At 41.2% G+C, this 21,867-nt stretch carries 23 protein-coding genes; 21 read left to right on the top strand and 2 right to left on the bottom strand.

Annotated elements, in window-relative coordinates; genetic code table 11:
- Window positions 1-100: 100 nt before the first annotated feature.
- The 21 genes from EV210_RS03090 to EV210_RS02990 all read left to right on the top strand — a co-directional run bounded on the left by EV210_RS03090 (window position 101) and on the right by EV210_RS02990 (window position 19,968).
- Window positions 101-586 (top strand): ferritin, encoded by a 486-nt coding sequence (locus EV210_RS03090; protein WP_132075427.1) that lies wholly within the window; start codon window positions 101-103, stop codon window positions 584-586.
- Window positions 587-719: 133 nt separating this feature from the next.
- A complete protein-coding gene (locus EV210_RS03085; protein ID WP_243650415.1) occupies window positions 720-908 on the top strand; it encodes a small, acid-soluble spore protein, alpha/beta type in 189 nt (62 codons plus the stop codon).
- Window positions 909-1,184: 276 nt separating this feature from the next.
- Window positions 1,185-2,075 carry a LysR family transcriptional regulator gene (locus tag EV210_RS03080; RefSeq protein WP_132075424.1) on the top strand — a complete coding sequence of 297 codons (891 nt, stop codon included), beginning with the start codon at window positions 1,185-1,187 and terminating at the stop codon, window positions 2,073-2,075.
- A gap of 290 nt (window positions 2,076-2,365) precedes the next feature.
- Complete coding sequence (locus EV210_RS03075) at window positions 2,366-3,046, top strand: aspartate/glutamate racemase family protein (RefSeq protein ID WP_132075421.1); 681 nt, start codon at window positions 2,366-2,368, stop codon at window positions 3,044-3,046.
- A gap of 85 nt (window positions 3,047-3,131) precedes the next feature.
- Window positions 3,132-3,968, top strand: a complete 837-nt coding sequence (locus tag EV210_RS03070; RefSeq protein WP_132075418.1) for a transketolase — start codon at window positions 3,132-3,134, stop codon at window positions 3,966-3,968.
- Window positions 3,968-4,915, top strand: coding sequence for a transketolase family protein (locus EV210_RS03065; protein WP_132075415.1), 948 nt, complete (start codon window positions 3,968-3,970; stop codon window positions 4,913-4,915). The genes EV210_RS03070 and EV210_RS03065 overlap by 1 nt, the downstream gene beginning before the upstream one ends.
- A 71-nt stretch (window positions 4,916-4,986) precedes the next feature.
- A complete protein-coding gene (locus EV210_RS22830) occupies window positions 4,987-5,313 on the top strand; it encodes a thiamine pyrophosphate-binding protein (protein WP_207900634.1) in 327 nt (108 codons plus the stop codon).
- Between the two features lie 80 nt (window positions 5,314-5,393).
- Window positions 5,394-6,248, top strand: a complete 855-nt coding sequence (locus EV210_RS03055; protein WP_132075412.1) for a hypothetical protein — start codon at window positions 5,394-5,396, stop codon at window positions 6,246-6,248.
- A 333-nt stretch (window positions 6,249-6,581) separates the two neighbouring features.
- Window positions 6,582-7,253: an ABC transporter permease gene (locus tag EV210_RS03050; RefSeq protein ID WP_207900633.1), complete on the top strand. Its 672-nt coding sequence runs from the start codon at window positions 6,582-6,584 to the stop codon at window positions 7,251-7,253.
- 92 nt (window positions 7,254-7,345) lie between these two features.
- Complete coding sequence (locus EV210_RS03045) at window positions 7,346-8,236, top strand: glycine betaine ABC transporter substrate-binding protein (protein ID WP_132075409.1); 891 nt, start codon at window positions 7,346-7,348, stop codon at window positions 8,234-8,236.
- Window positions 8,237-8,258: 22 nt separating this feature from the next.
- Window positions 8,259-9,020, top strand: coding sequence for an ABC transporter ATP-binding protein (locus EV210_RS03040; protein ID WP_132075406.1), 762 nt, complete (start codon window positions 8,259-8,261; stop codon window positions 9,018-9,020).
- A gap of 6 nt (window positions 9,021-9,026) precedes the next feature.
- A complete protein-coding gene (locus EV210_RS03035) occupies window positions 9,027-9,638 on the top strand; it encodes an ABC transporter permease (RefSeq protein WP_132076323.1) in 612 nt (203 codons plus the stop codon).
- Window positions 9,639-9,719: 81 nt separating this feature from the next.
- Window positions 9,720-10,460, top strand: a complete 741-nt coding sequence (locus EV210_RS03030; protein ID WP_132075403.1) for a transposase — start codon at window positions 9,720-9,722, stop codon at window positions 10,458-10,460.
- 496 nt (window positions 10,461-10,956) lie between these two features.
- The gene (gene rsgA / locus EV210_RS03025; RefSeq protein ID WP_132075400.1) at window positions 10,957-12,045 is read left to right on the top strand and encodes a ribosome small subunit-dependent GTPase A; all 1,089 of its coding nucleotides are present in this window, start codon (window positions 10,957-10,959) and stop codon (window positions 12,043-12,045) included.
- Between the two features lie 320 nt (window positions 12,046-12,365).
- Window positions 12,366-13,205, top strand: a complete 840-nt coding sequence (locus EV210_RS03020; protein WP_243650437.1) for a DUF6612 family protein — start codon at window positions 12,366-12,368, stop codon at window positions 13,203-13,205.
- Window positions 13,206-13,368: 163 nt separating this feature from the next.
- The gene (locus EV210_RS03015) at window positions 13,369-13,953 is read left to right on the top strand and encodes a hypothetical protein (protein WP_132075395.1); all 585 of its coding nucleotides are present in this window, start codon (window positions 13,369-13,371) and stop codon (window positions 13,951-13,953) included.
- A gap of 185 nt (window positions 13,954-14,138) precedes the next feature.
- Window positions 14,139-14,675, top strand: coding sequence for a ClbS/DfsB family four-helix bundle protein (locus EV210_RS03010; RefSeq protein ID WP_132075392.1), 537 nt, complete (start codon window positions 14,139-14,141; stop codon window positions 14,673-14,675).
- A gap of 3 nt (window positions 14,676-14,678) precedes the next feature.
- On the top strand, window positions 14,679-16,619 hold the full coding sequence (locus EV210_RS03005; protein WP_132075389.1) for a sigma 54-interacting transcriptional regulator: 1,941 nt from the start codon (window positions 14,679-14,681) through the stop codon (window positions 16,617-16,619).
- A 282-nt stretch (window positions 16,620-16,901) separates the two neighbouring features.
- Window positions 16,902-17,786, top strand: coding sequence for an NAD(P)-dependent oxidoreductase (locus EV210_RS03000; protein WP_132075386.1), 885 nt, complete (start codon window positions 16,902-16,904; stop codon window positions 17,784-17,786).
- A gap of 10 nt (window positions 17,787-17,796) precedes the next feature.
- Window positions 17,797-18,501, top strand: coding sequence for an RraA family protein (locus EV210_RS02995; RefSeq protein ID WP_132075383.1), 705 nt, complete (start codon window positions 17,797-17,799; stop codon window positions 18,499-18,501).
- Between the two features lie 108 nt (window positions 18,502-18,609).
- The gene (locus tag EV210_RS02990; protein WP_132075380.1) at window positions 18,610-19,968 is read left to right on the top strand and encodes a CitMHS family transporter; all 1,359 of its coding nucleotides are present in this window, start codon (window positions 18,610-18,612) and stop codon (window positions 19,966-19,968) included.
- 80 nt (window positions 19,969-20,048) lie between these two features.
- On the opposite strand, the gene EV210_RS02985 is transcribed toward EV210_RS02990, so the two are convergent.
- Both EV210_RS02985 and EV210_RS02980 read right to left on the bottom strand, forming a co-directional pair.
- Window positions 20,049-21,263 (bottom strand): MFS transporter, encoded by a 1,215-nt coding sequence (locus tag EV210_RS02985; protein ID WP_132075377.1) that lies wholly within the window; start codon window positions 21,261-21,263, stop codon window positions 20,049-20,051.
- A gap of 13 nt (window positions 21,264-21,276) precedes the next feature.
- The gene (locus EV210_RS02980; RefSeq protein ID WP_132075374.1) at window positions 21,277-21,744 is read right to left on the bottom strand and encodes a MarR family winged helix-turn-helix transcriptional regulator; all 468 of its coding nucleotides are present in this window, start codon (window positions 21,742-21,744) and stop codon (window positions 21,277-21,279) included.
- Window positions 21,745-21,867 lie beyond the last annotated feature (123 nt).

Raw genomic sequence — 21,867 nt, 5'->3', positions numbered from 1 at the left:
TTATTTGTTGAAAATAAATATTGCAAACGAGACTGAATTCTGCTATTATAGAAATAGATAATTTTGGTAGATGATTTACCATATGAAGGGATGATAGTATATGATTAATCAAAAAGTGGAACAAGCAATTAACAATCAAATTCAAATTGAATTGTACTCTTCCTACCTTTATCTGGCGATGTCAGTGTACAGTGAAGGGCAAAATTTGAAAGGCTTTGCCAACTGGCTGAGAAAGCAGCATCTGGAAGAACAGGGACATGCAATGAAGCTGGTTGATTATCTGGTAGAGAGAGGCGGTACCGTTAAACTGCAGGCATTAGAAGCGCCGCCGGTAGAATTCGGCAATCCTGTATCCGTTTTTGAGCAAGTTTTGAAACATGAGCAGCATGTAACCGCTTCTATTGATAAATTATACGAAATTGCTATAGCCGAGAAAGATTATGCTTCGCAAATTTTCCTCCAGTGGTTCATCAGCGAACAAGTCGAAGAAGAAGCGAGTGCTACTGAAATACTGGAAAAATTAAAACTGATCGGCGATAAAAACAGTGGTATATTCTACTTTGATAAAGAATTGGCAAAAAGATAGCAATTTGGAAAAGACTCCATAAAGGAGTCTTTTTTTATTGTTAGGAATAAGTTTGACAAAAATTAAGCAAACTATCAGTAGTTTCGTTGCCAATAACAACGTACTGGAGGTGCATATTATGGGTAAAGGTGTAATGTCTGATAAGTTCAAATATGAACTGGCCCATGATCTCGGGTTCGGTGCCAAGGTGGAAGATGGAGATTGGAGCGACGTAACAACAGGTGAAGTTGGCTCCATGGTTCGTGAAGCGATAAAACGCGGTGAAGCTGCCATGGCGAAAGAAGCACAGGAAAATGGTGCTGCACATCAAAACGCTGAATAAATGAAAAGATGCCCCGGAGCTTATAAGCTTCGGGGCATTTACCTGTCCCCCTAATGTTGTCACTTAGTTTCCTATGACGGCTGCTATCATACTTTGCTATGAACTTATGAGACTGTTGTACAACTGGTGTGATATAATACATTCAACTAGCCATCGTTATATTATAACGGGCTTTTCTCGGCACTTTCCTTGCACATTTCTTTTTCATGATTAATTTTAACCTTAAAGTCGTATAGTCTAATTAAAAGTTCATTTGGAAAAGCGGTGAATAAGTGAATGACTCTACAGCAATTAAAATGCTTTCTTGTTATGGTAGAAGTACTTCATTATACCAAGGCTGCAAACCAGCTCTATATATCACAACCTACTCTTAGCTATGCATTGTCTGAATTGGAAAAGGAGTTGGGAGTTCCTCTTTTTGAAAAAAAGGGGAATCGCACTTGCATCACAAAGTATGGCGAGAGTTTTACTCCCTATGTAAAGCAAATATTTTCGACGCTGGAGGATGCTACAGCTCGCTTATATGAAATGCTGGATGCATCATGTGGAAAAATTAATCTAGGTTATATGTATAGTATTAGCTTTGATTACGTGCCAAGGATGCTTGAGAAGTTCTATGCTGATGAGGGGAATAGCCGAATAACTTTTGACTTCTTTCAAGGATTGCATTCTGTGATGATCGAAAAATTAAAGTCAGCTAACTTAGATTTAATACTTACCGCAGATCCAAACGATAAAACCATTATAGGAGCTCCAGTTTTTCATCAAGAGCTTTTCGTGATTGTACCAGAAAATCATCGTCTTGCAAGACAAGATGAAGTATCTCTTTCAGATGTGAAGGATGAGCCGCTGATAAGCATTGGCGGAAAAGCAAGTAATATCCGAAACCACCTTGCCAAATGCTATGAAAGGATCGGTTCAAAACCAATTATTGCTGGAGAAGTAGCTGAATGCATTGCTATGTCTGCTTTGGTAAGAGCTAATCTTGGAATAGCCGTTACCCCGTTATCTCCTACATTTGAAGGGGGACGTCTGAAAGTTCTGCGCTTTTGTGAAAAGGAAAGAGATGCGTTAGCGCGTAAAATCTATTTACTATGGCTCAAAGATCGTCAGCTGGAACCGGCTGTAAAACGTTTCCGAGACTTCATTATCAGCCAGACTGTTTGATCAAACCAATAGGTGGGCTGCTCAGCAGTTCTAAGATAAATATATAAAATTAAATGTACTCCAGGGTGGACGTTATTTCAGTGTCCATTTTTGGGGTGCATTTTTATTTTAACATTTATCAATAATTTTTTTATTCCTTAATAAATCAATTAAAGTGCTTCGAAGTAGATCGAATGCTTCTATGATGAAATAGAAAAGGACTATTTCATTTTTTCTTGCTAACCTTTTATACTGAAATCGAAATATTAAGATAAATAAGAAAAAACAAAATAATAATTGGAGGAGAATTTATGGAATATAAAAAGCACATAGTGGTCCTTCAAACTAGTTTTGCCAAGCGAGAAGACACGACTGCCTATCTTGAGGAGCATTTGCCAGGGATCCGTATAGACTTTATTACGGACAGCTCTTTATTAGCGGATATACGTAAAGCAGGAGCAGCAACACAGCCCGTCATTCAACGAATGACACTCTATGCAATGGCGGCAGAAGCTATGGGAGCAGATTTAATTCTTAACTCTTGCTCTACAGTTGGAGAAGTCGCAGACATTTACAGTCGAGTAGTGCCAGTGCCTGTGATAAAAATTGACGATGAGATGGCGAAGCAAGCTGCTGAACTTGGTGATAATATTGCACTGATTGCCACACTGCCAACTACACTAGGCCCAAGCCGGCGAGCTATTGAACGTTATGGCAGGAAACTAGGGCGGGAAATTAAATTTACGGAATTTCTTGACCAGCCTGCCTGGGAAGCGTTATCAACTGGCGATAGCAAGCGTCATAATGAAATTCTTATTGAAAGTATCAGAAAACTGGATGAACAGAATTTTGATGCAATAGTTATGGCTCAAGTTAGTATGCGGGCTCTTTTACCGGATTTGACCGGAACAAAGACACCCGTATTATGCAGCTTCTATACAGGTCTGGACGCCGTCATTGACAAAGTCAAGAAGATGTGTGAGCAGCAATAGGCGACTAAGAAAAGCTCTGTTAACAAAGTAACAAATACGGTACTGGGTGTTAAGGTATTGATTATGAGTAAAAAGGAGATATAGAATGGCTGACTTTCAAAAACTTGGAGTTCACGATTTGCAATGCATGTCTCGGACTATACGGACAGACATCCTAAAAATGGTACATGCGGCTTGCTCTGGTCATCCCGGTGGTAGTTTATCGGCCACTGATATTGTTACGGCACTATATTTTAACACGTTAAATATAAATGCAAAGGATCCTCAATGGGAAGACCGAGATCGATTTGTTTTATCTAAAGGCCATTGTTGTCCGGTATTGTATGCTTGTCTTGCCCGTCGTGGATATTTTGAAGTAAACGAGCTTTTGACTCTGCGCAAATATGGAACGAAGTTACAAGGGCACCCTGACATGAACAAATGTCCTGGTATCGATATGACAAGCGGATCACTAGGAAATGGTATAGGTTGCGCAGTGGGCATTGCTATAGCTGGAAAAGTACGAAATAAGAACTATAAAGTATATGTCATGCTAGGCGACGGCGAATGTCAGGAAGGTGTGGTATGGGAGGCTGCCATGTGTGCAGCTCATCATAAGTTAACAAATCTGATTGCTATTGTTGATGTAAATAAACTACAGATAATTGATACAACAGAAAAGGTAATGAATATTGAGCCTCTAGCAGATAAATGGCGTTCTTTTGGCTGGAAGGTATTAGAAATGGATGGGCATGATATGGCGCAGATTGTTGCTACACTAGATTACGCCAAAACTATTGAGGGACCTGTTGTGATACTAGCGCAGACTGTCAAGGGCAAAGGGGTATCTTTCATGGAAGGCGTGGCTAAGTGGCACGGTGCTGCCCCAAGCAACGACGAACTGGCACGAGCTATATGTGAGATAGAAGGAGTGGCAGAATAATGGAAGTAGCAACCAGATTTGTTTTTGGCAAGGAATTGTTAGAGATCGCAAAGACCGATGATAGTTTTGTGGTATGCAATGCGGATACCAAAGCTTGTGGCATTGAAATGATGGGCGAGTTGTTTCCGGATAGGTCCTATTCTATCGGTATAGCTGAGCAAAATCTCATTAACGTAGCATCTGGTCTTGCGGCAACAGGCTTTAAGGTATTTGCCTGTACCTTTGCTGTCTTTGCTACGATGCGCTGCTGCGAGCAGGTAAGGACTTACATTTGCTATCCTAAACTTAATGTAACTGTAGTTGGTACTCATACTGGGCTGCAGGTAGGAGAGGATGGTGCGACTCACGCAGCGGTAGAAGACGTGGCTATAATGGGAGCCTTGCCGAATATGACGATTATTCAACCGGCCGATGCTGTGGCGGCTCGCTCTATAGCGCATGCTGCAATAGGTTTTACCGGCCCTCTATATATTCGCTTGCACCGTAACCCGTCTCCAGTAATTTATGATGATTCCTATCAGTTTGAACTAGGTAAGGCAACAAAGATATTAAATTATGGCGATGATGTGGCACTTATTTCTACTGGTATCATGCTGCAAAAGGTATTAGATGCAGCGGGTATACTCAATGCAAAAGGGATCAGAGTTCGTGTGATTGATATGAGCACTCTCAAGCCTATTGATGAGGATGCGGTGTTGGAAGCAGCTAAAGCGACAAACGCAATAGTAACAATAGAGGATCATTCGATTATTGGGGGACTAGGTTCTTCCGTTTCCCAACTTTTGGCGGAAAAGTATCCTTGTAAGGTCAAATGTATTGGTATCCCGGATGTTTTCGGTGAATCCGGACCATGCGAAGTATTGTATACCAAGTATAATATGGATACTGCAGGGATAGTAGCGGCTGCTGAAAATTTAGTTGATCAAAAGAACATTAATTTCAAATGAACCTAAAAGTAGTGGTACTTGAAGGTTACAAATTATACAGCAAGTAGTTTCAAAATTTAGGAGGGAAAGCAATGAAGAAAAATATGTCAGAGCAAATTATCCAATATTTAGAAGACAGAGGAGTAGAGCACATCTTTGGATTATGCGGACATACGAATATTGCTTTTTTAGCTGCTTTATCCAAAAGTAAAAAAATTAAATTCATAAATGTGCGGCACGAACAAATCGCTTCGCATGCAGCCGATGGTTACGCTCGCGTAACCAAAAGATTGGAACTAATTAGGTTTACTCAGAAAGTCCTGGAAAATGATGCGGCTCGTCAGAACGGCGTAATAAAAGGAATAGACGGCCCCGAAGTATTGAGCGATATACTTCAGGGCTGTTTTATACTTATGTGAGTATAAGAGACTCGTATTGTACAGAACCTAAAAGATGGTGGTACGTGGCGACCACTCGAAAAAAGCGTACGAGGTATTTTATGCCTTCATCATTTTGGAGCAATACAATTTGGTACATACTTTTAGGTGTAACAATTCTTATTGAACTCATCTTCATTCTCACAAAGGTACGGAACAAGTGGAGAGTATTAGCCTTATACATTTCCTTAGCCGGTTTGGTCTTTAGTTATGAAATACTAATAGGCGGTCTGCATGCATATCAGTATTTCCCAAAGATTATTCCACACAGCTTGTATGATGATGGAGTCGTAGGGAATTATTTCTCGCAGTTTTCTGTTTCAGCTACTGCGATGCTGATTGCTGTTTTTAAGCTGAATTACTACTGGTATGTTATATTTGCTGCAGCCTATGGCGGTATTGAAGAGCTCTTCTTAAAATTGGGCATTTATGTGCAGTATTGGTACAGGACATGGATGACGGTTGCCGCGCTGCCTGTACTATTCTGGATTGGGAAAAAGGTATATGAAAGCGGATCAAAACCTATAAAGCCTACTTTATTTTATATATATATATTCTTAGGGTTAATTACCTTACAAGCTCATACCATGTGGGTCTTTAGACTATTGAGCATATTTTCGTTTGGCCCAAGTCTTGATGTTCCTCCGGAAAGATCCGGCCTCGATGCACTTATCTCGGGAAGTTATTACCTAATCGTGTTCAGCACAATGATGGCTGTTTATTTTTCAAAAATCAAATGGGCGTGGAAAGCGTTGACCATCGCTGGCCTTTATATCGCACATTACATTGGTTTTAAATTACAGCTGATGTATTATCAGGAGGGCTGGTTCCTAGCATATACAACGATTGCAATTATCTCCTTGTATGTGTATATATATATTCTTGATAAAATGTACGGACAGGCGAATGCGGAATAATGAAATGGTGACCTGAAGTAGCGAAACATGCTTCCGGTCACCATTTTTCTATATTCTCTCATGCAGGCACAGGGACAATTGGGGACGGTCCTTTTTTGTCAACTTTGCGAAGTTTATCATTAAAGATGATCAGCAGTAGGGCGCTGTTCAATAGAAGGATAAAATGAATAAATGTAAAATATATCCAATAATTACAATAATAATCCAATTGCGTGCATATATACTTATATCGCCTTTTGGCTAAAGTGTGTGGCCAGGCAGGGCAGTATATTTGGCAGTAAGGGCAAGAGTTTTAGATAGGCGGAACAATTATATTTTTAGGCAGGATACGTTTTGAAAGCGGAGAGTGAAGAGATGTGGCAAAATATTTTCGAGTATTTTCAAAAGGATATAAATAACTACCTGCTGTCTATAGGGCAGCACTTTGAAATAAGTTTATTAGCCTTAGTTGTGGCAGCCGTGATCGGTATCCCTTTTGGAATAGTATCTACAAAGAATAAAAAATGGTATCAAGGGGTAACTACATGGTTTGGTACACTGAGAATTATTCCGAGTTTAGCCGTTCTCATTGTATTAATTCCTATTGCTGGAACAGGAATGACACCCGCGATGATTGCGTTGGTTTTACTTGGAATGCCGCCAATAATAGTAAATACAGCACTTGGTTTTAATACTATTCCTGAGTTTATGATAGAGACGGCAATGGCTATGGGCATGTCAAAAACGCAAAGTTTCTGGAAGGTTAAACTGCCTCTGGCGGCACCATTTATGTTGACAGGGATAAAGACGGCAATGATTGAGATCATTGCAAGTGCTACACTGGCGGCCTATGTAGGAGGCGGTGGTGTCGGAAATATTATTTTTACCGGACTAGGATTAAACAGAGCGGATTTATTACTCATCGGAGGTATTACCGTAGCGATCATTTCCATGCTGGCGAACCTAATTATGCTGGGCTTAGAAAGATATCTTTTTAGATATAAATTTCTTGATTCGGATATATAATTCAACGTTCTAGGTAGGCCAAGATGTAGCTTTTATCAATTCTCACAATAAAAAAGTGAATAAAAACAATATTAACGGAGGAAAGTGCCAATATGAAAAGAGTTTTAGTAGCTTTGTTGATTGCAGTGGTAATCGGAAGCCTTGTTGGTTGCAGTAATAATAAAAGTGTAAGTGGAGATAAAAGTAAAATCCGCATAGGGGCAAAAAACTTTACAGAAAACTTAATAGTTAGTGAAATTTATGCCCTAGCCCTCGAGGATAAGGGGTATAAAGTGGAACGAGTACCTAATATTGCTAGCTCCATAATCCATACTGCACTTGTAAATGGTGAAATTGATTTATACCCTGAGTACACAGGCACGGGATTGTTAGCAATTCTAAAGAAGGATTTGCTAACAAATCCCACACAAGTTTACGACACTGTTAAAGTGGAATATCTAAAGCAGTTTAACTTAGTATGGTTAAATTATTCATCAGCAAATGATGGGCAGGGATTAGTAATTCGCACCGATGTGGCGAATGAACTGGGTATTAAGACTATTTCTGATTTGCAAAAGCAGGCAAATGAGATTAGATTTGCCTCGCAAGGCGAATTTGATAAAAGAGAAGATGGTATTCCTGGCTTAGAGAAAGCATATGGTAAGTTTAATTGGAAATCATCAAAGGTCTATGACAATGGCTTAAAATATGAGGTATTGGCAAGTAATGAGGCAGACCTTGCACCTGCATCTACAACAGAAGGTCAATTAACTAAGTCCCAATTTACTTTATTAATAGATGATAAACATGTATGGCCCCCTTACAACTTAGCACCAGTAATTAGAAAAAACGTATTAGATGCGCACCCCGATATTGCTGATATTTTAAATAAGATTAGCGCAAGCTTGGATACCAAGCAAATAACAAAACTAAATGCAGAAGTTGATGTAGAAAAGAGAGAATACGAAGAAGTAGCAAAGAAATATTACGATTCGATTAAATAGTAGCAGCAAGGAGCTAGTCGACATGAGTATAGCAATAGAGTTTAAGAATGTTAGCAAACAATTTAAGGAATCAACATCTATTGCAGTTGATAATGTTAGTCTGACCATAAAACATGGCGAATTCATTACCATATTAGGCTCATCAGGCTGCGGAAAGACGACTCTCCTTAAAATGATTAATCGCTTGTATGATCCACAGAAAGGGACTATTGAATTTTTCGGTAAAGATATTAGTAATACCGATCCGGTTGAGTTTCGCAGAAAAATAGGTTATGTGATTCAGCAAGCGGGCCTTTTTCCTCATATGACGATAGCAGGTAATATAGCGACAGTTCCCAGAATCCTTAGGTGGCCGAAGGAAACGATTGATTCTAGAGTAGACGAACTTCTCAAGCTTGTCGATTTGGAACCAAGCGAATTTAGAAATAGATATCCGGCACAGCTATCTGGTGGCCAGCAGCAGCGTGTCGGACTTGCTAGAGCTTTGGCGGCTAATCCTGATGTCATGTTACTTGATGAACCATTTGGAGCTATTGATGCAATAACTAGAATCAATCTTCAAGATGAGTTATTAAAGATCTATCGTGCTTCAAAGAAAACGTATCTATTTGTTACTCATGATATTACTGAAGCATTTAAACTTGGCAGCCGGGTTTTAATAATGGATAAAGGTAAGATACAACAATTTGATACGCCGCAAAATATTGCTAAAAACCCTGCAAATGATTTTGTTATATCACTACTTCGCTCTGCAAAAGTTCAAAAAGTATTTTTGGAGGAATAGAGAGTGATGATTGATTATCTATTGAGATATCCTGACAAGCTTCTAAAAGCTTTTGTGCAACATGTAGAAATTGTGGTGATTACGTTACTGATTTCTATTATATTGGCTGCTTTACTGACTATCCTGGCAGCCTATTCCAAGGTGGCATCCGGATTATTGGTTACTCTGTTTTCCATGGTATATTCGATTCCTAGTCTGGCGTTATTCGCAATCCTGGTGCCACTGACCGGACTTGGTAAAACAACTGCAATTATCGTTTTAGTAGTTTATAACCAGTACATATTATTGAGAAATATCCTGGATGGATTAAACAATGTAGATTCGTCTATTGTTGAAGCTGCAACTGGAATGGGAATGAGTAAAAGCCAGCTGTTATTTCAAGTAAAGTTGCCGCTAGTCATTAAGCCAATCTTTACAGGGATTCATCTGGCAGTTGTATCTACAATCGGTATTGCTACCATTGCGGCATCGATTAATGCGGGTGGAATTGGCAGCGTATTGTTAGACGGACTTAGAACAGTAAATACAGCTAAAATTCTATGGGGGACCTTAATGGCAGCAGGCTTAGCCATAGTAGTAAATGGTATATTCAATGTTATTGAAAAGAAGCTTGAATAACTTAAAGTAAAATTTTTTAGGACAATTGGGGACGGTCCTTTTTTGTCCCATTTCTACTATGTTCTTATGGGGGGATCATAAATGGGTAGGCAAGCGCGACAATTAAGTGAAAGCGGTTTTTATCATATACTGCTTCGGGGGATTAATCGCCAGCATATTTTTGAAGAAGAGAGTGATTACACCTATTTCTTGAAGGATTTTCATAACTTGAAGACTGATCTCGCCTTTGCGGTGTATGCCTATTGTTTGATGAGTAATCATGTCCACCTTTTACTCCGGGAAAAGCAGGCAGGCGATATATCACTGATTATGAAGCGATTATTAACTAAATATGCTATGTACTTTAATCGCAAATATCAGCGGAATGGAGCGTTGATAGCGAATCGATATAAGAGCGTGCCAGTTGAAGTAGATGAATACTTTATTCCGCTGTTACGCTATATTCACCAGAATCCGCTGAAAGCTGGATTAGTAGATAAACTGGAAGCGTACCCGTTTAGTAGTTATCGAGAGTATTTATCAGGCGGGGAATTGACGGATACTGCATTTGCGTTCGAACTAATCGGGCGTGAAGAATGGATAGGCTTGCACCAGGTGCTGACAGTGGATGAGTTTGATATTTCAGGGAAGCTCAGCATAAATGATGGCGAAATACGCCGTAGGATTATGAATTTTACTAATGGACGGGAGCCTCACGAGATTGGATCATGGACAAAGGCTGAACGTAATTTTATGTTAAGAGAGCTGAAACAAGCGGGATTATCGATTCGACAGATTGAAAGAGCGACCGGCATCTCACGGGGTGTGGTGGCAAAAAGTTGACAAAAAAGGACCGTCCCCCGCTGTCAACACGAACTTTTAGTGCTGCGAGCCGAGTACTTCCTAAAAACTCGTGGACATGAGATTGTTCTTCTTCGTTCCAGTATTTCCTTAAATCTTAGTCCAACTTAAACCTCCTTTGTTTGTATATAACTTTTGCAGCCAGCAATAGCACTTTCAAACCACCAATGACGCTTGTCCACGCATTTTTAGAGCATGTGGCCGCTAGATACTTCGATATCCTGGGCTGTGACCCAGCCCCTGCGTAAGCGGTAAATTTCAGTTGTATTTTAGTGTGTTATAATGTAATTATCAAAAGCGCAGTTTGCTTAAACACCAGTTTTTCAAATGTAGACTGCATAATGAATAATGAAAGGAGTGTTATTATGTTTAACAATAATATGCTGGATATTGTAACAAGGCGGGAGGTGCATACAAAATAATTTAGTGTATATACCTCCCAAGAGTTACTGTATAACACTTTTGGAGGATTAAAAAATTGAGCAAAATAGATATGACAAATTTAGGACTCAGCCAAAGATTTATTACTGAGTCTGCATTATATGCCAGTCTGTATGTCGGGCGAGTAGTTTCTCAATATAAGGCCCTATACAAGGTTATAACAGAAACTGGTGAGTTAGCAGCAACAATTTCAGGGAAGCTTCGTTTTGCTAGCCGAACTTTATCGGAGTACCCTGCTGTTGGTGACTTCGTTATGCTTGACCGAAATGATGATAACTGCGGGAATGCAATTATTCACCATGTTCTGACAAGAAAAAGTGCCTTTATTAGAAAAGCTGCCGGGACATCGAATGATGAACAGGTAGTAGCTTCCAATATTGATACAGTTTTTATTTGTATGTCGCTTAATAATGATTTTAATCTTCGTAGATTAGAACGTTATCTTGCAGTTGCCTGGGATAGTCGGGCAATTCCGGTTATCGTGCTTACTAAGGCTGACTTATGTGATAATCTCCCACAAAAGATGTTGGCACTGAATGCTGTTGCCTGTGGTGTTGATGTGCGTGTTACTTCCAGTATGAGTGAGGATGGATACTTATCTGTTAAAAGTTATACTGGTAGTGGCAAAACTATTGCATTCATTGGTTCGTCTGGTGTTGGAAAATCTACCTTAATTAACAGACTGATAGGTGAAAATACTCTTGAAACTCAAAAAATAAGAAATGATGATAAAGGCAGGCACACTACTACCAGGCGGGAACTCTTTGTTCTTCCAAGCGGTGGCATTGTCATTGATACTCCGGGGATGAGAGAGCTTGGGATTGAAAGTGCGGACTTATCAAAAACCTTTGCTGATATTGATGAACTGGCAACAACGTGTAAATTTAATGATTGCACGCATACGAGTGAGCCCCATTGTGCGGTACAAAAGGCTATAAAAGGTGGCCTGTTGCCGGAGGAAAGGCTTAAAAATTATTTAAAACTAAAAAAAGAGGCTAAGTATGAGGGCTTAAATTCTAAGCAGATTGAGACGGAAAAGTTAACTGCCATGTTCTCAGAAGTGGGCGGCATGAAAAATGCACGAAAGTTTCTCAAAGAAAAAAATAAGAAAAGACAGGGTTTTTAATAGGGGAAGCCTGATTAGGGAGAAGACCGGACCCGATTTTGTAGTGTGTATAAATAGTGAAAAAGTAGTGAAATACCCTGAAGCTGTTCGCTTCAGGGTAACTTTTTTGATTGAATTGGAGAGGACATTAACTAGCTCCATAATACCTCATAATTAGAAAAGACTCTCTTCCATGCTTGGATTGTAAAAGGCGTGTAATTATCATATACTGGTAATGTATGGGTAGTAGAATAGGACGGAGGGAGTTTGATAATTTGATGGGATTTTGGCGAAAGCGCAATTGGGAAGTTGCTTTGATAGGGGGCTTGTTATTGGTGGCAATGCACACATCGTTTGCATTTGCTGCGGAAAAACTGCCGCCGGAAAAAGCCTATTTATATGAAGTGTATAAAAATATGGCCAAGGTAAGCAGCGTTCACTATGATGTTTCCGTTAAGGCTGACACTCCGATGGGAGTAGTAGAGGCTGTGATTAATGGGGAAGCTCAGGAAAAACCGCTGAGCATGAAAAACGATGCCAGCTTTACCTTTCGTGATATACTGAATAACGAAAATACTATGCTGGCTAAGCAATATATAGAGCAATACCAGGGTAATTTAATGATGTATATGTTTGTTAATCAAACCTGGTTCAAACAAATGCTGCCGGTTGATCCTGGACTGAAAGCCAAACTTGCTGCTGATGAAAAGACTAATTCTCAGGCGGATATGCTGCAATTTATCAAAGCGGTAAAGCCGTTAAGGGAAACACCATCGTTCAAATACATGGAAGTAACTCTGGATACGATACAATTAAGTGATGCGATGGGGGCAACTGTTAAGCAGGATACGATGCAGAATAAGGAAATGCAGAGAGCGGCCGCAGTAGGACGGCTTGCCCTGCTGGCTGCAGGTGATATTAAGTACACTGTTAAAGTCGATAAAGCAACGAAAATGATCAACGAAATTGAAATGGATTTAACAGAACCGATTCGCAAAGGCGCAGGTTTATTGTTGGATATAGGTGAACCCAAAGACAGAGCAGCTATTGAAGGCTTTTTAGCAAAATCAACATTACATATGCGGGCTTCCTATTCGCAATTTAATCAGATAAATCCGATAGAAATACCGCAGGAAGCGCGCGATAATGCAAAGGATATCAGTCCAATGAGTAAAGTGTAATTTCATAGTTTTGTGAAGCGAAAAGATTTGGACCCCCTGGAAGCTCATAGTACAAGCTTTCGGGGGTTTATATTATTTAGCTATATAATTGAGGCCATAGAACTTAACTTTTCCTGGAAAATCTCGATAGAATAAGTAGAACAGTACGGATGGAGTGGAGAATATGGCGATTGATCAAACCGGCTTAAACAACTTGCTGGCTACTCTTACGCCCAAAAATAATATGGCGGTCTTACGGGAACAGCGTGCCAATGTTTTGCAGAAACTGCAGCAGAAAATGGATAACGGCAAACCGGCTGATGTAAAACAAGAAATGCGAGAACTGGCTGCCGTCGATCAGCAGCTTGCTAAGGGAATATATGATGAGGTCTCCCAAAGGCTGGAGAAAGAAAGACTGGAAAGAGAAGCTGCTGTAGCAAAAAAGGAGCGAGACAGGGAACGGGCTCTGGCTAAGCACGAACGTCTGTTAGTAAGCAGAAGCATGAGTAAAATCCTGTCCGCTGCTGTTAAGGCCGACTATCCGGGAGAGACAGCGATTAGCGCCTTTAATGATGGCGGCAAAGGAGAGCGCAGCTATGTTTCAGCTGTTGATCGCGACCTGCAGGAAGCTGCCCAGTACGGGATTGCTGCCGCAGAGGTGGCTGTACGCAGGAAAAATGCGGAGGCCAAGGCGCAAATCGAGGAAAAGGCCGATAAGCAGCAGGCTGATCACCGTAAAAAGAGTCGGCGTGTCAATATCATGATTTGAATACTAAATTTTTAGGAAAACTAAACATCAGGCAAATGTGCTTATATTAAATAGTAGAGCCTCGAAGACTAATGCTTCGAGGCGTTTTTTATCAATCGGTCAGGAGGAATAGAAGGAACCTCACTTTCAAAGGCAGAAGTTGAGTTATATTGAATCCGGAAATCACGGATGAATAGGGAGGTATTATGCAAACTTATAACAGCAAAGCAGAACTGGTTGCAAAGATTCAAAAAACCTATCAGCTCTTTGACAAGGAATTTGATGAGGTAGCAGAAAAAAATATAGATGATCGGCTGCCAGAGGTGGACAAGACTCCGCGGGAAATGCTGGCCTATCAGCTTGGCTGGCTGAAGCTTGTTATGAGCTGGGAAAAAGATGAGTTAGCGGGTAAAGCAGTTACTACGCCTTCACCTCAATATAAGTGGAATCAGTTAGGGTTGCTTTATGCACAGTTTTATGCTGAATATGGTGAGTGTTCCCTTGCGGAATTACGGAATTTATTTAAACAAAGCATTGAAGCCTGGTGCAATTGGATAAGCGAGTTGAGTGATGAAGAGTTATTTACACCGAATAGACGCAAATGGACTGTGACCAATGCCAATTGGCCGATGTGGAAATGGCTCCATATTAATTCTGTTGCTCCCTTCATGAGCTTTAGATCTAAGCTGCGAAAGTGGAAAAAATGTTTAAACGGGAGGCCACCTGCTGAGCAAGGAGATTAAAAAATGGAGCCTAAAATAGGAATCATTTCACCTTCAAGTACACTGACACAGTTAATACAAAAAAATATTGAGGAAAAAGGCTTAGCTTTTGCAATTCGGCAAGCATCCCAGGAAGATGCGCTGGAGGCCGCGAAAGAGCTCATTGCTAAGGGCGTAGCTGTCATTATCAGCCGTGGAAATACTGCGCGAATGTTGCGCAGTCAGTTGAATATACCGATCGTTGATGTACAGCATACTTTTTTTGATTGTTTTTCTTGTTATCAAAAGGCTCGCCGGATCTCTTCTAAAATCGCTTTTTTAGCAACTTCTGAAGGCTACATGAACATTTTAACCAAATCAAAACCGTTTTTAGAGGATGCGTTAATCTTTCCGATTAATCCGCTGCTGGGAGCAGAAGCCACAGAAGAAAAGCTTAATGAATTGGCTGCTTTAGGGATCGAGGTAGCTATCGGTGGACTGTCTTTGAAAAAAGCGGTGCTGAAGCGCAATATTCAATACCTTATGACCACTGCCGATCAGGATGCTATTGATGATGCTATTCTTACGGCAATCCATTTCTTGAAAATTGAAGAGGAAAAAATTCGCAAGGGCTTAGAGTTGCAAAGCCGCTATGAGTTAACCCGTGCCATTTTAAATTGTGTATCCGAAGGGATTATCAGTATTGATCACAAGGGCATTGTTACAAATATGAATGGAGAAGTGAGCCGGTATTTTGAGACATTGCGCTATGGACAGCCTATTGACAGTGTAATAAGGAAGAGTTATTTTGCCGATGTGCTTGCCAAGGGGGAGTCAATTCGGGGCGCCTTACTATCAACCGGCAAGCACTCGCTAATTATCAGTATTGATCCGATTAAGCTTGAACAGAATGTTATAGGTGCGGTCATAACACTGCAGAAACAAACCGAAATTCAAAATATCGAACACAAAATGCGACGGGTACTTGCGCAAAAGCATTCTGCCGATAAAACATTTGCCGATATTGTTGGCTCTAGTCCAGCTATCCAGGCTGCTAAGAAACTGGCGCTTAAATATGCTTCCGTGGATAGCACTGTTATCATTGTCGGTGGTACGGGGACAGGTAAGGAAATGTTTGCGCAAAGTATTCACAATGCATCCGGCCGGCGTCATGCACCTTTTGTGGCGATTAACTGTGCGGCATTTCCCTCCAGTGTCCTGGAAAGTGAGTTATTCGGTTACGTAAAAGGGGCATTTACGGGAGCACTGAATGAAGGGAAACCGGGAATATTCGAATTAGCGCACAAAGGGACAATTTTTCTAGATGAAATAAGCGAAACGCCTCTAGATGTACAGCTAAAGCTGCTGCGCGTCATACAAGAACGAAAAGTAATTCGCATTGGCGATGATAAAGTAACGCCGGTTGATATCCGGATTATTACTGCAAGCAATAAAAATTTGAATGATTTGGTAAAGCAGGGCGTATTTCGCGAAGACTTCTACTATCGCTTATGTGTGCTGAAGCTGCGTCTCCCAACCCTGAATGAACGGCGGGAAGATATTCCGGAACTGACGCGCTGCTTTTTAAACCACGCCAATCTACATCCCTGCAGTATTACCGAGGAGGCTTTGGAACTTTTGGCGTCCGGTGAGTGGCGCGGCAACATCCGACAACTGAGCAACATTATGGAAAGGTTAGCTGTCATGTGTGATAATGGCATAATTGATAAAAAATTGGTGCTCGAAGTTGCTGATGATATTGCGATGCCTAGCGGCGACCATCTGCCGGAGAGATTGTCGGCAGCGACTGACAATGGGATTTTAACGGAAAAGGAGTTTATCCGACGAGTTTTATCTAAAATGAATGGGAATAAAGCTGCTGCTGCAAAGCAACTAGGGATCAGTACAACTACGTTATGGCGAAAGATGAAAAAGATTATAGAAAACGAACCTTATTATTTTGATTTAATCCGCTATAAAAAATAACTGCTCTTTTGGACATATAACCTTTAAAACGTTTCAAATATTTTCAGTTTGATAATATTTGAAACGTTTTGCAATATAGCGCAATGTATATGTGCAATAATTAGCTAAAGTCATTCAACATAATTTTAAAAATATTTTAGAAAATGAATAGTAATTTTAGTGGGTTAGAAAGCTCGCTAGACTCTATAAGATGATTCTCAATAGAATCATCTTTTTGTTTTGGCATACTTTTTGCTATAAGTTAAATTGCAAGCAGAGAGTCGAAAAAGGAGGAACAGAGTAATGCAATTAGTATTTATCGGATTTGGTGAAGCGGCCTATCATATTGCCAGTGGGCTAAAAGCCGAAGGTTTAACGGATCTCGGTGCATATGACAGGAATGCGGCCGATCCCCAATTGGGAGGGCTGATTCAACAGCGTGCTGCAGAAGTTGGTGTAAAACTATTTGAAAGTTTGGAAAGCGCCTATCAGGCAGGTGAGTTTATTGCTTGTCTAACCAGTGCTAACAGTGCCCTTGCAGTTGCTAAGTCTGTTATTCCCCAGCTTAAAGCAGAGCAGGTATATATTGATATGAATTCGGCTGCACCAACGGTAAAAGCGGAGATTGCTCAGATCCCCCATAATGAGGGCGTCATGTTTTGTGATGCTGCCGTTATGGGCACAGTACCTGGCAATAAGCATAAGGTCCCTATGTTCTTGGCCGGTAATGGGGCTGCAAAGTTCGCAGCGGCGTTTTTCCCATATGGCATGAAACTGACCGTGCTTGATGCAAAAGCTGGGGGAGCTTCAGCTATTAAGATGTTTAAAAGTGTAATCATGAAAGGGCTTCCCCAATTGATGTTTGAATCGTTTGAAGCCGCTGTGAAATATGGTGTGCTGAACACGTTGGTAGATTCCCTTGCCAGTTCCCTTAACGGTAAGACGGTAGAGCAGCTGGCGGATACTTTTACTGCCCGCACTATGATCCATGCTGCCCGGCGCAGTGAAGAAATGCAGGATGTGGTTGCCACCCTGGAAAACCTGGGAGTTGATGCGGCCATGTCAAAAGCGACGCTAGCCAAGCTAGATCTGCTGGCTAAACACAACTGGGTAGAGATACTCGGAACAAATGGCGATAAGATGAATTACCAGGAAGCAATGAAAGCTCTTATTGAAAATAAAGAATGAGGTGCTATTGATGAGTAAAGCTAATTATAAAAGTCTCCCTGATTTAATTTCCCAAGAGGTTATTGATCGGGTGAAAAAATTAAGCCCCGCTCAGCTTTGTGATGGTATGGAAGCGCTGGGCATAGAGCGCAACGGCTGTATGGATGCCAGCTTACTGCCATTAGACAGCGATAAGGTTTTGATTGGAACAGCCTGCACGGTGGATACGGAAGATGGTGATAATTTCCCTATTCATGTGGCGATTTACCAAGGGAAACCTGGTTATGTACTGGTTGTGGCCGGTAAAGGATATACTGAACGCTGCTATATGGGGGATCTAATGGGCAGTGCAGCGGAGGCTGTCGGTTTAAGTGGGATTATTATTGATGGATATGTCCGCGATAAAGTAGGTCTGTCCCAATTGTCTATTCCTATATACGCAAAAGGGCTTATGCAGAGAAGTCCGGCCAAAAGGGGACCTGGTGAAATAAATACAGTAGTAACTTGTGCAGGTGTGAAGGTGACTCCTGGCGATTTAATTGTCGGCGATTATGATGGTGTCACTGTTGTTCCCCGCGATCGTATTGAAGAAGTGCTGGCTGCGGCAGAGAAAAAGGATGCTTATGAGGCGAAACGCCGGGAAACAATAGCGGAATATGTCAAATGCAAGAATGAACAAAAGCCTTTGCCTGAGTTAGCTCCAGCCTGGGTGACTGAAATGATTACTAATAAGTAAGGCTGCGATTCGGTATTGCTTAAATGGCACTTTAGTGCCATTTAAGCCGTTAATTTAGAGAGAAAAAATAACGGTGTACAATACTTGAAGTGTTAGGAGAGGGGATAAATGTTAACGATTTTAGGTTATTTACTGATTCTTGTATTTTTACTTTTAGTTATTAAGAGAAAGCTATCTCCCTTTACCGGTTTAATCGTGGTATCACTAACGGCGGGGGTTCTTGCCTGCTTGCTAAATGGTATACCGGTCGAAAAAATCCTTACCTGGGTAAGAGAGGGCCTGTTTTATACGGTTGATGCCAAAGGTAAGGTAAAACTAGGCACAATGAATACGACAATCATGATTTTGTTTGCAATTCTTTATTTTAGCCTGATGATGAATGTTGGTCTATTTGATCCGCTTTGCACTTATTTAATCAGAAAAGCAAAAGGCGATCCTTTTAAAATTATTATGGTAACTGCATTTACGGCAAGTGTTGTTACGCTCGATGGAGACGGCACAACCACAATTTTAATTATCACTGCCGCATTTGTACCGCTGTATAAACAAATGGGAATGAAGCTGTCTAATTTGGCTATGTTAATTATTCTTCCTACCGGCTTAGGCAACTGTTTGCCATGGGGCGGGCCGCTGGCACGGGCGGCCGCTGTACTGAATATAGAGGTTAACGATTTATTTGTCGCTATGCTGCCCATTTTAGGGGCATCCTTCCTTTATGTATTTTTTATGGCCTATTTGATGGGGAAAAACGAGCGAAAAAGACTTGGCTTTATACCCGGTGTGAATGCGGTAGTATCGCAAGAACAAATAGCAGAAATGGTGGCTGTTATCGAAAATAATGATAAAGAACTGAAACGGCCTGATAAGTTCCTTTTGAATTTACTGCTTACGGGTATTATGTTAGTAACCCTGATTTTAGGATGGGTTAGCGGCGCTTTCGTGTTTTTGATCGGTACGGCTATAGCCCTGGCAATTAATTATAATGCCAAGGAACAGCGTGAGCGTATTACGGCAAACGGTGGCGAAGCCATTGCTGTGACGTCAATTATTATCGCGGCTGGCTGCTTTTTGGGCATTTTAAACGGCAGTGGTATGTCTGCAGCAATTGCCAAGCATATGGCTAGTTTGATACCGGAGTCCTTGGGCAGCCATACTGCTTTTATCTTTGCTTTTCTAGGAGCGCTGGCTTGTTATGCATTGCCTGTGGATGCGTATTATTTTGGTATCCTTCCCGTCGTTGCTCCACTTGCCTATCAGTTCGGCATATCTCCTAGCGAAATTGGCATGGCGTCTTTCATGGGGCAGGCTCTCCGTTATGCAAGTCCCACCGTTCCATGGCTGTTCTTATTAATGGATAGAACGGAAATGAGTTTTGGCGATTATCAAAAAGAGTTCTTTAAATGGTCGATCCCCATGTTTTTCATTTTTATCATTACGGCTGTTCTAACAGGCCAATTACCTTTATAGGATGAAAAAAGAATGCATCACTTACTGATGCATTCTTTTTTTATCCATTTTCAAATGAATTGATTGACTTTCTGTAGCCTTCAGGCAATATTCTCGTTGTAGTTACGCTGGTTCTTGTGCACCTGTCGGTTTTTTATCACGTGGTATCCGTAAATTCCGGCGAAGGCAACCAAAAAGAGTACCGATACCCGATACATTATGGCGTAATTTGTATGTGTGGCAATAAGCCCAAGTACTACAGCGCCAACCGCATAGCCTAAATCCAGCGAAGATAAAAATGTCCCGTTGGCGGCACCTTTGCGGTTTGCTGGTGAGCGGTTAATTGCCCAGGCTTGTAAGGAGGGATGAGCCGCTCCGTAGCCCAGTCCATAGAATAAAGACGCAATCAGTAAAGTCGACTCTGAGGTTGCATAGGATAGTATTGTCAGGCCGATTATCATCAAAATGACTCCCGGGATAATCACAACAGTATGTCCCTTTTGATCAAACAGCTTACCGGCAAAGGGCCTGCTGATTAAAATCATGGCAACATGTCCGGCAAAGTAGATCCAGGTGTTTTCGACACCAATTTCTGTGCCATACAGCATCAGGAAACTCATGATGCCGCCCAGGGTAATGGAATGTAGAAAGCAAAGCAAAGATGGCAAAAGTGCATTTCTTTCAAACAGGTCACTCCAGGTGAGTGATTTATTTTTGTGGGAAGCTTTGGCAACCGGCCTTATGGGTGCAATTGACATTCCCAGCGTCAACAGCATCCCGATTACTGCTAAAGAGGTAGAGGTGAGAAGCAAAGTTGTAAAGTCATAATGCTTCATAATCTCTATGCCTGCAATCGTGGCAAGTGATGTTGCCAAAATAATGGATAAGGCAAAATAACCTGTACCTTCTCCGCGGCGATTGGCAGGAACGATATCGGACATAATTGTTGCAAAGGTCGTTGAGGCCATGCCCCAGCCGATTCCCTGGCAAAAACGCAAGACAAGAATGACTCCGATAGTGGAGACGAAGAAATAAGAGGAGTTAAAAAGAATTAGAATCGACAGGCCTGCCAGCAAAAGCGGTCTTCTGCCCAGGGTATCTGCGGCATTTCCGCTAATGGCACGGACTATAAGGGCGGAGATTGAAAAAACGGCAAAAGGGAGACTGGCTTGCAAATCGTTTCCGCCAATTTGTTTTATATATACAGGAAAAGAGGGAATCAGCATTAGAATCCCTTGATATAGGAGCAAATTGCCTAATAGTAGCAGGACATAGTTTTTAGTCCACAATCTTTGCTTTGAAGTATGCAACGACATCAGTCCATTCTTTTTATAATGTATTTATGTTAAGAGTGTTCGCGAGCGGCGAACCAGCTTCATGTTGTTGTGCGCGCTGGTGAATGGTTTTCAGCAGGCGGCTTAGTTCATTTTTCTCATCTTCCGATAAATCGGCTAAAATGGCCTGCCGGTGGAGTCCGGAGATTTCCAGCCACTTAGGGTATTGTTGTAAAGCTGCGTCGCTCAGACAGACGTTTTTTTCCCGCTTGTCCATGCCGGGAGTTCGCGTAATGAAGCCTTTTGTTTCAAGCTTGACCAAGCTTCGGGACACAGCAGGCGGCTCAATATTTAAATAGCTTGCTAAAGTACCTTGTGTTATGGGGCCAGTCTGTTTTAAAGTCGTAATAATTGACCATTCCGAGCTATATAAGCCATAAGGCTCTAGGCAGTAATTTAACCCTTTGGAAATAATGCGTACAGTCTGAAACAGCTGATGGAGCAGGCTTTCAGCAGTATCCATATTTAACCCTCCCGTTAGTTAACTAGGTAACTAATAGTATAACGGCAGATGCTCTACCTGTCAAATAGAGCTGATAGAGGTTGGAAGACAGATATTTTTTTCTTAATTAAACAGGGAAAAGCA

It is taken from the genome of Anaerospora hongkongensis, assembly GCF_004339805.1.
Lineage (GTDB): Bacteria > Bacillota > Negativicutes > Sporomusales > DSM-15969 > Anaerospora > Anaerospora hongkongensis.
The sequence above is the reverse complement of the archived record's forward strand: the minus strand, read 5'-3'. Positions and strand labels throughout refer to the sequence as shown.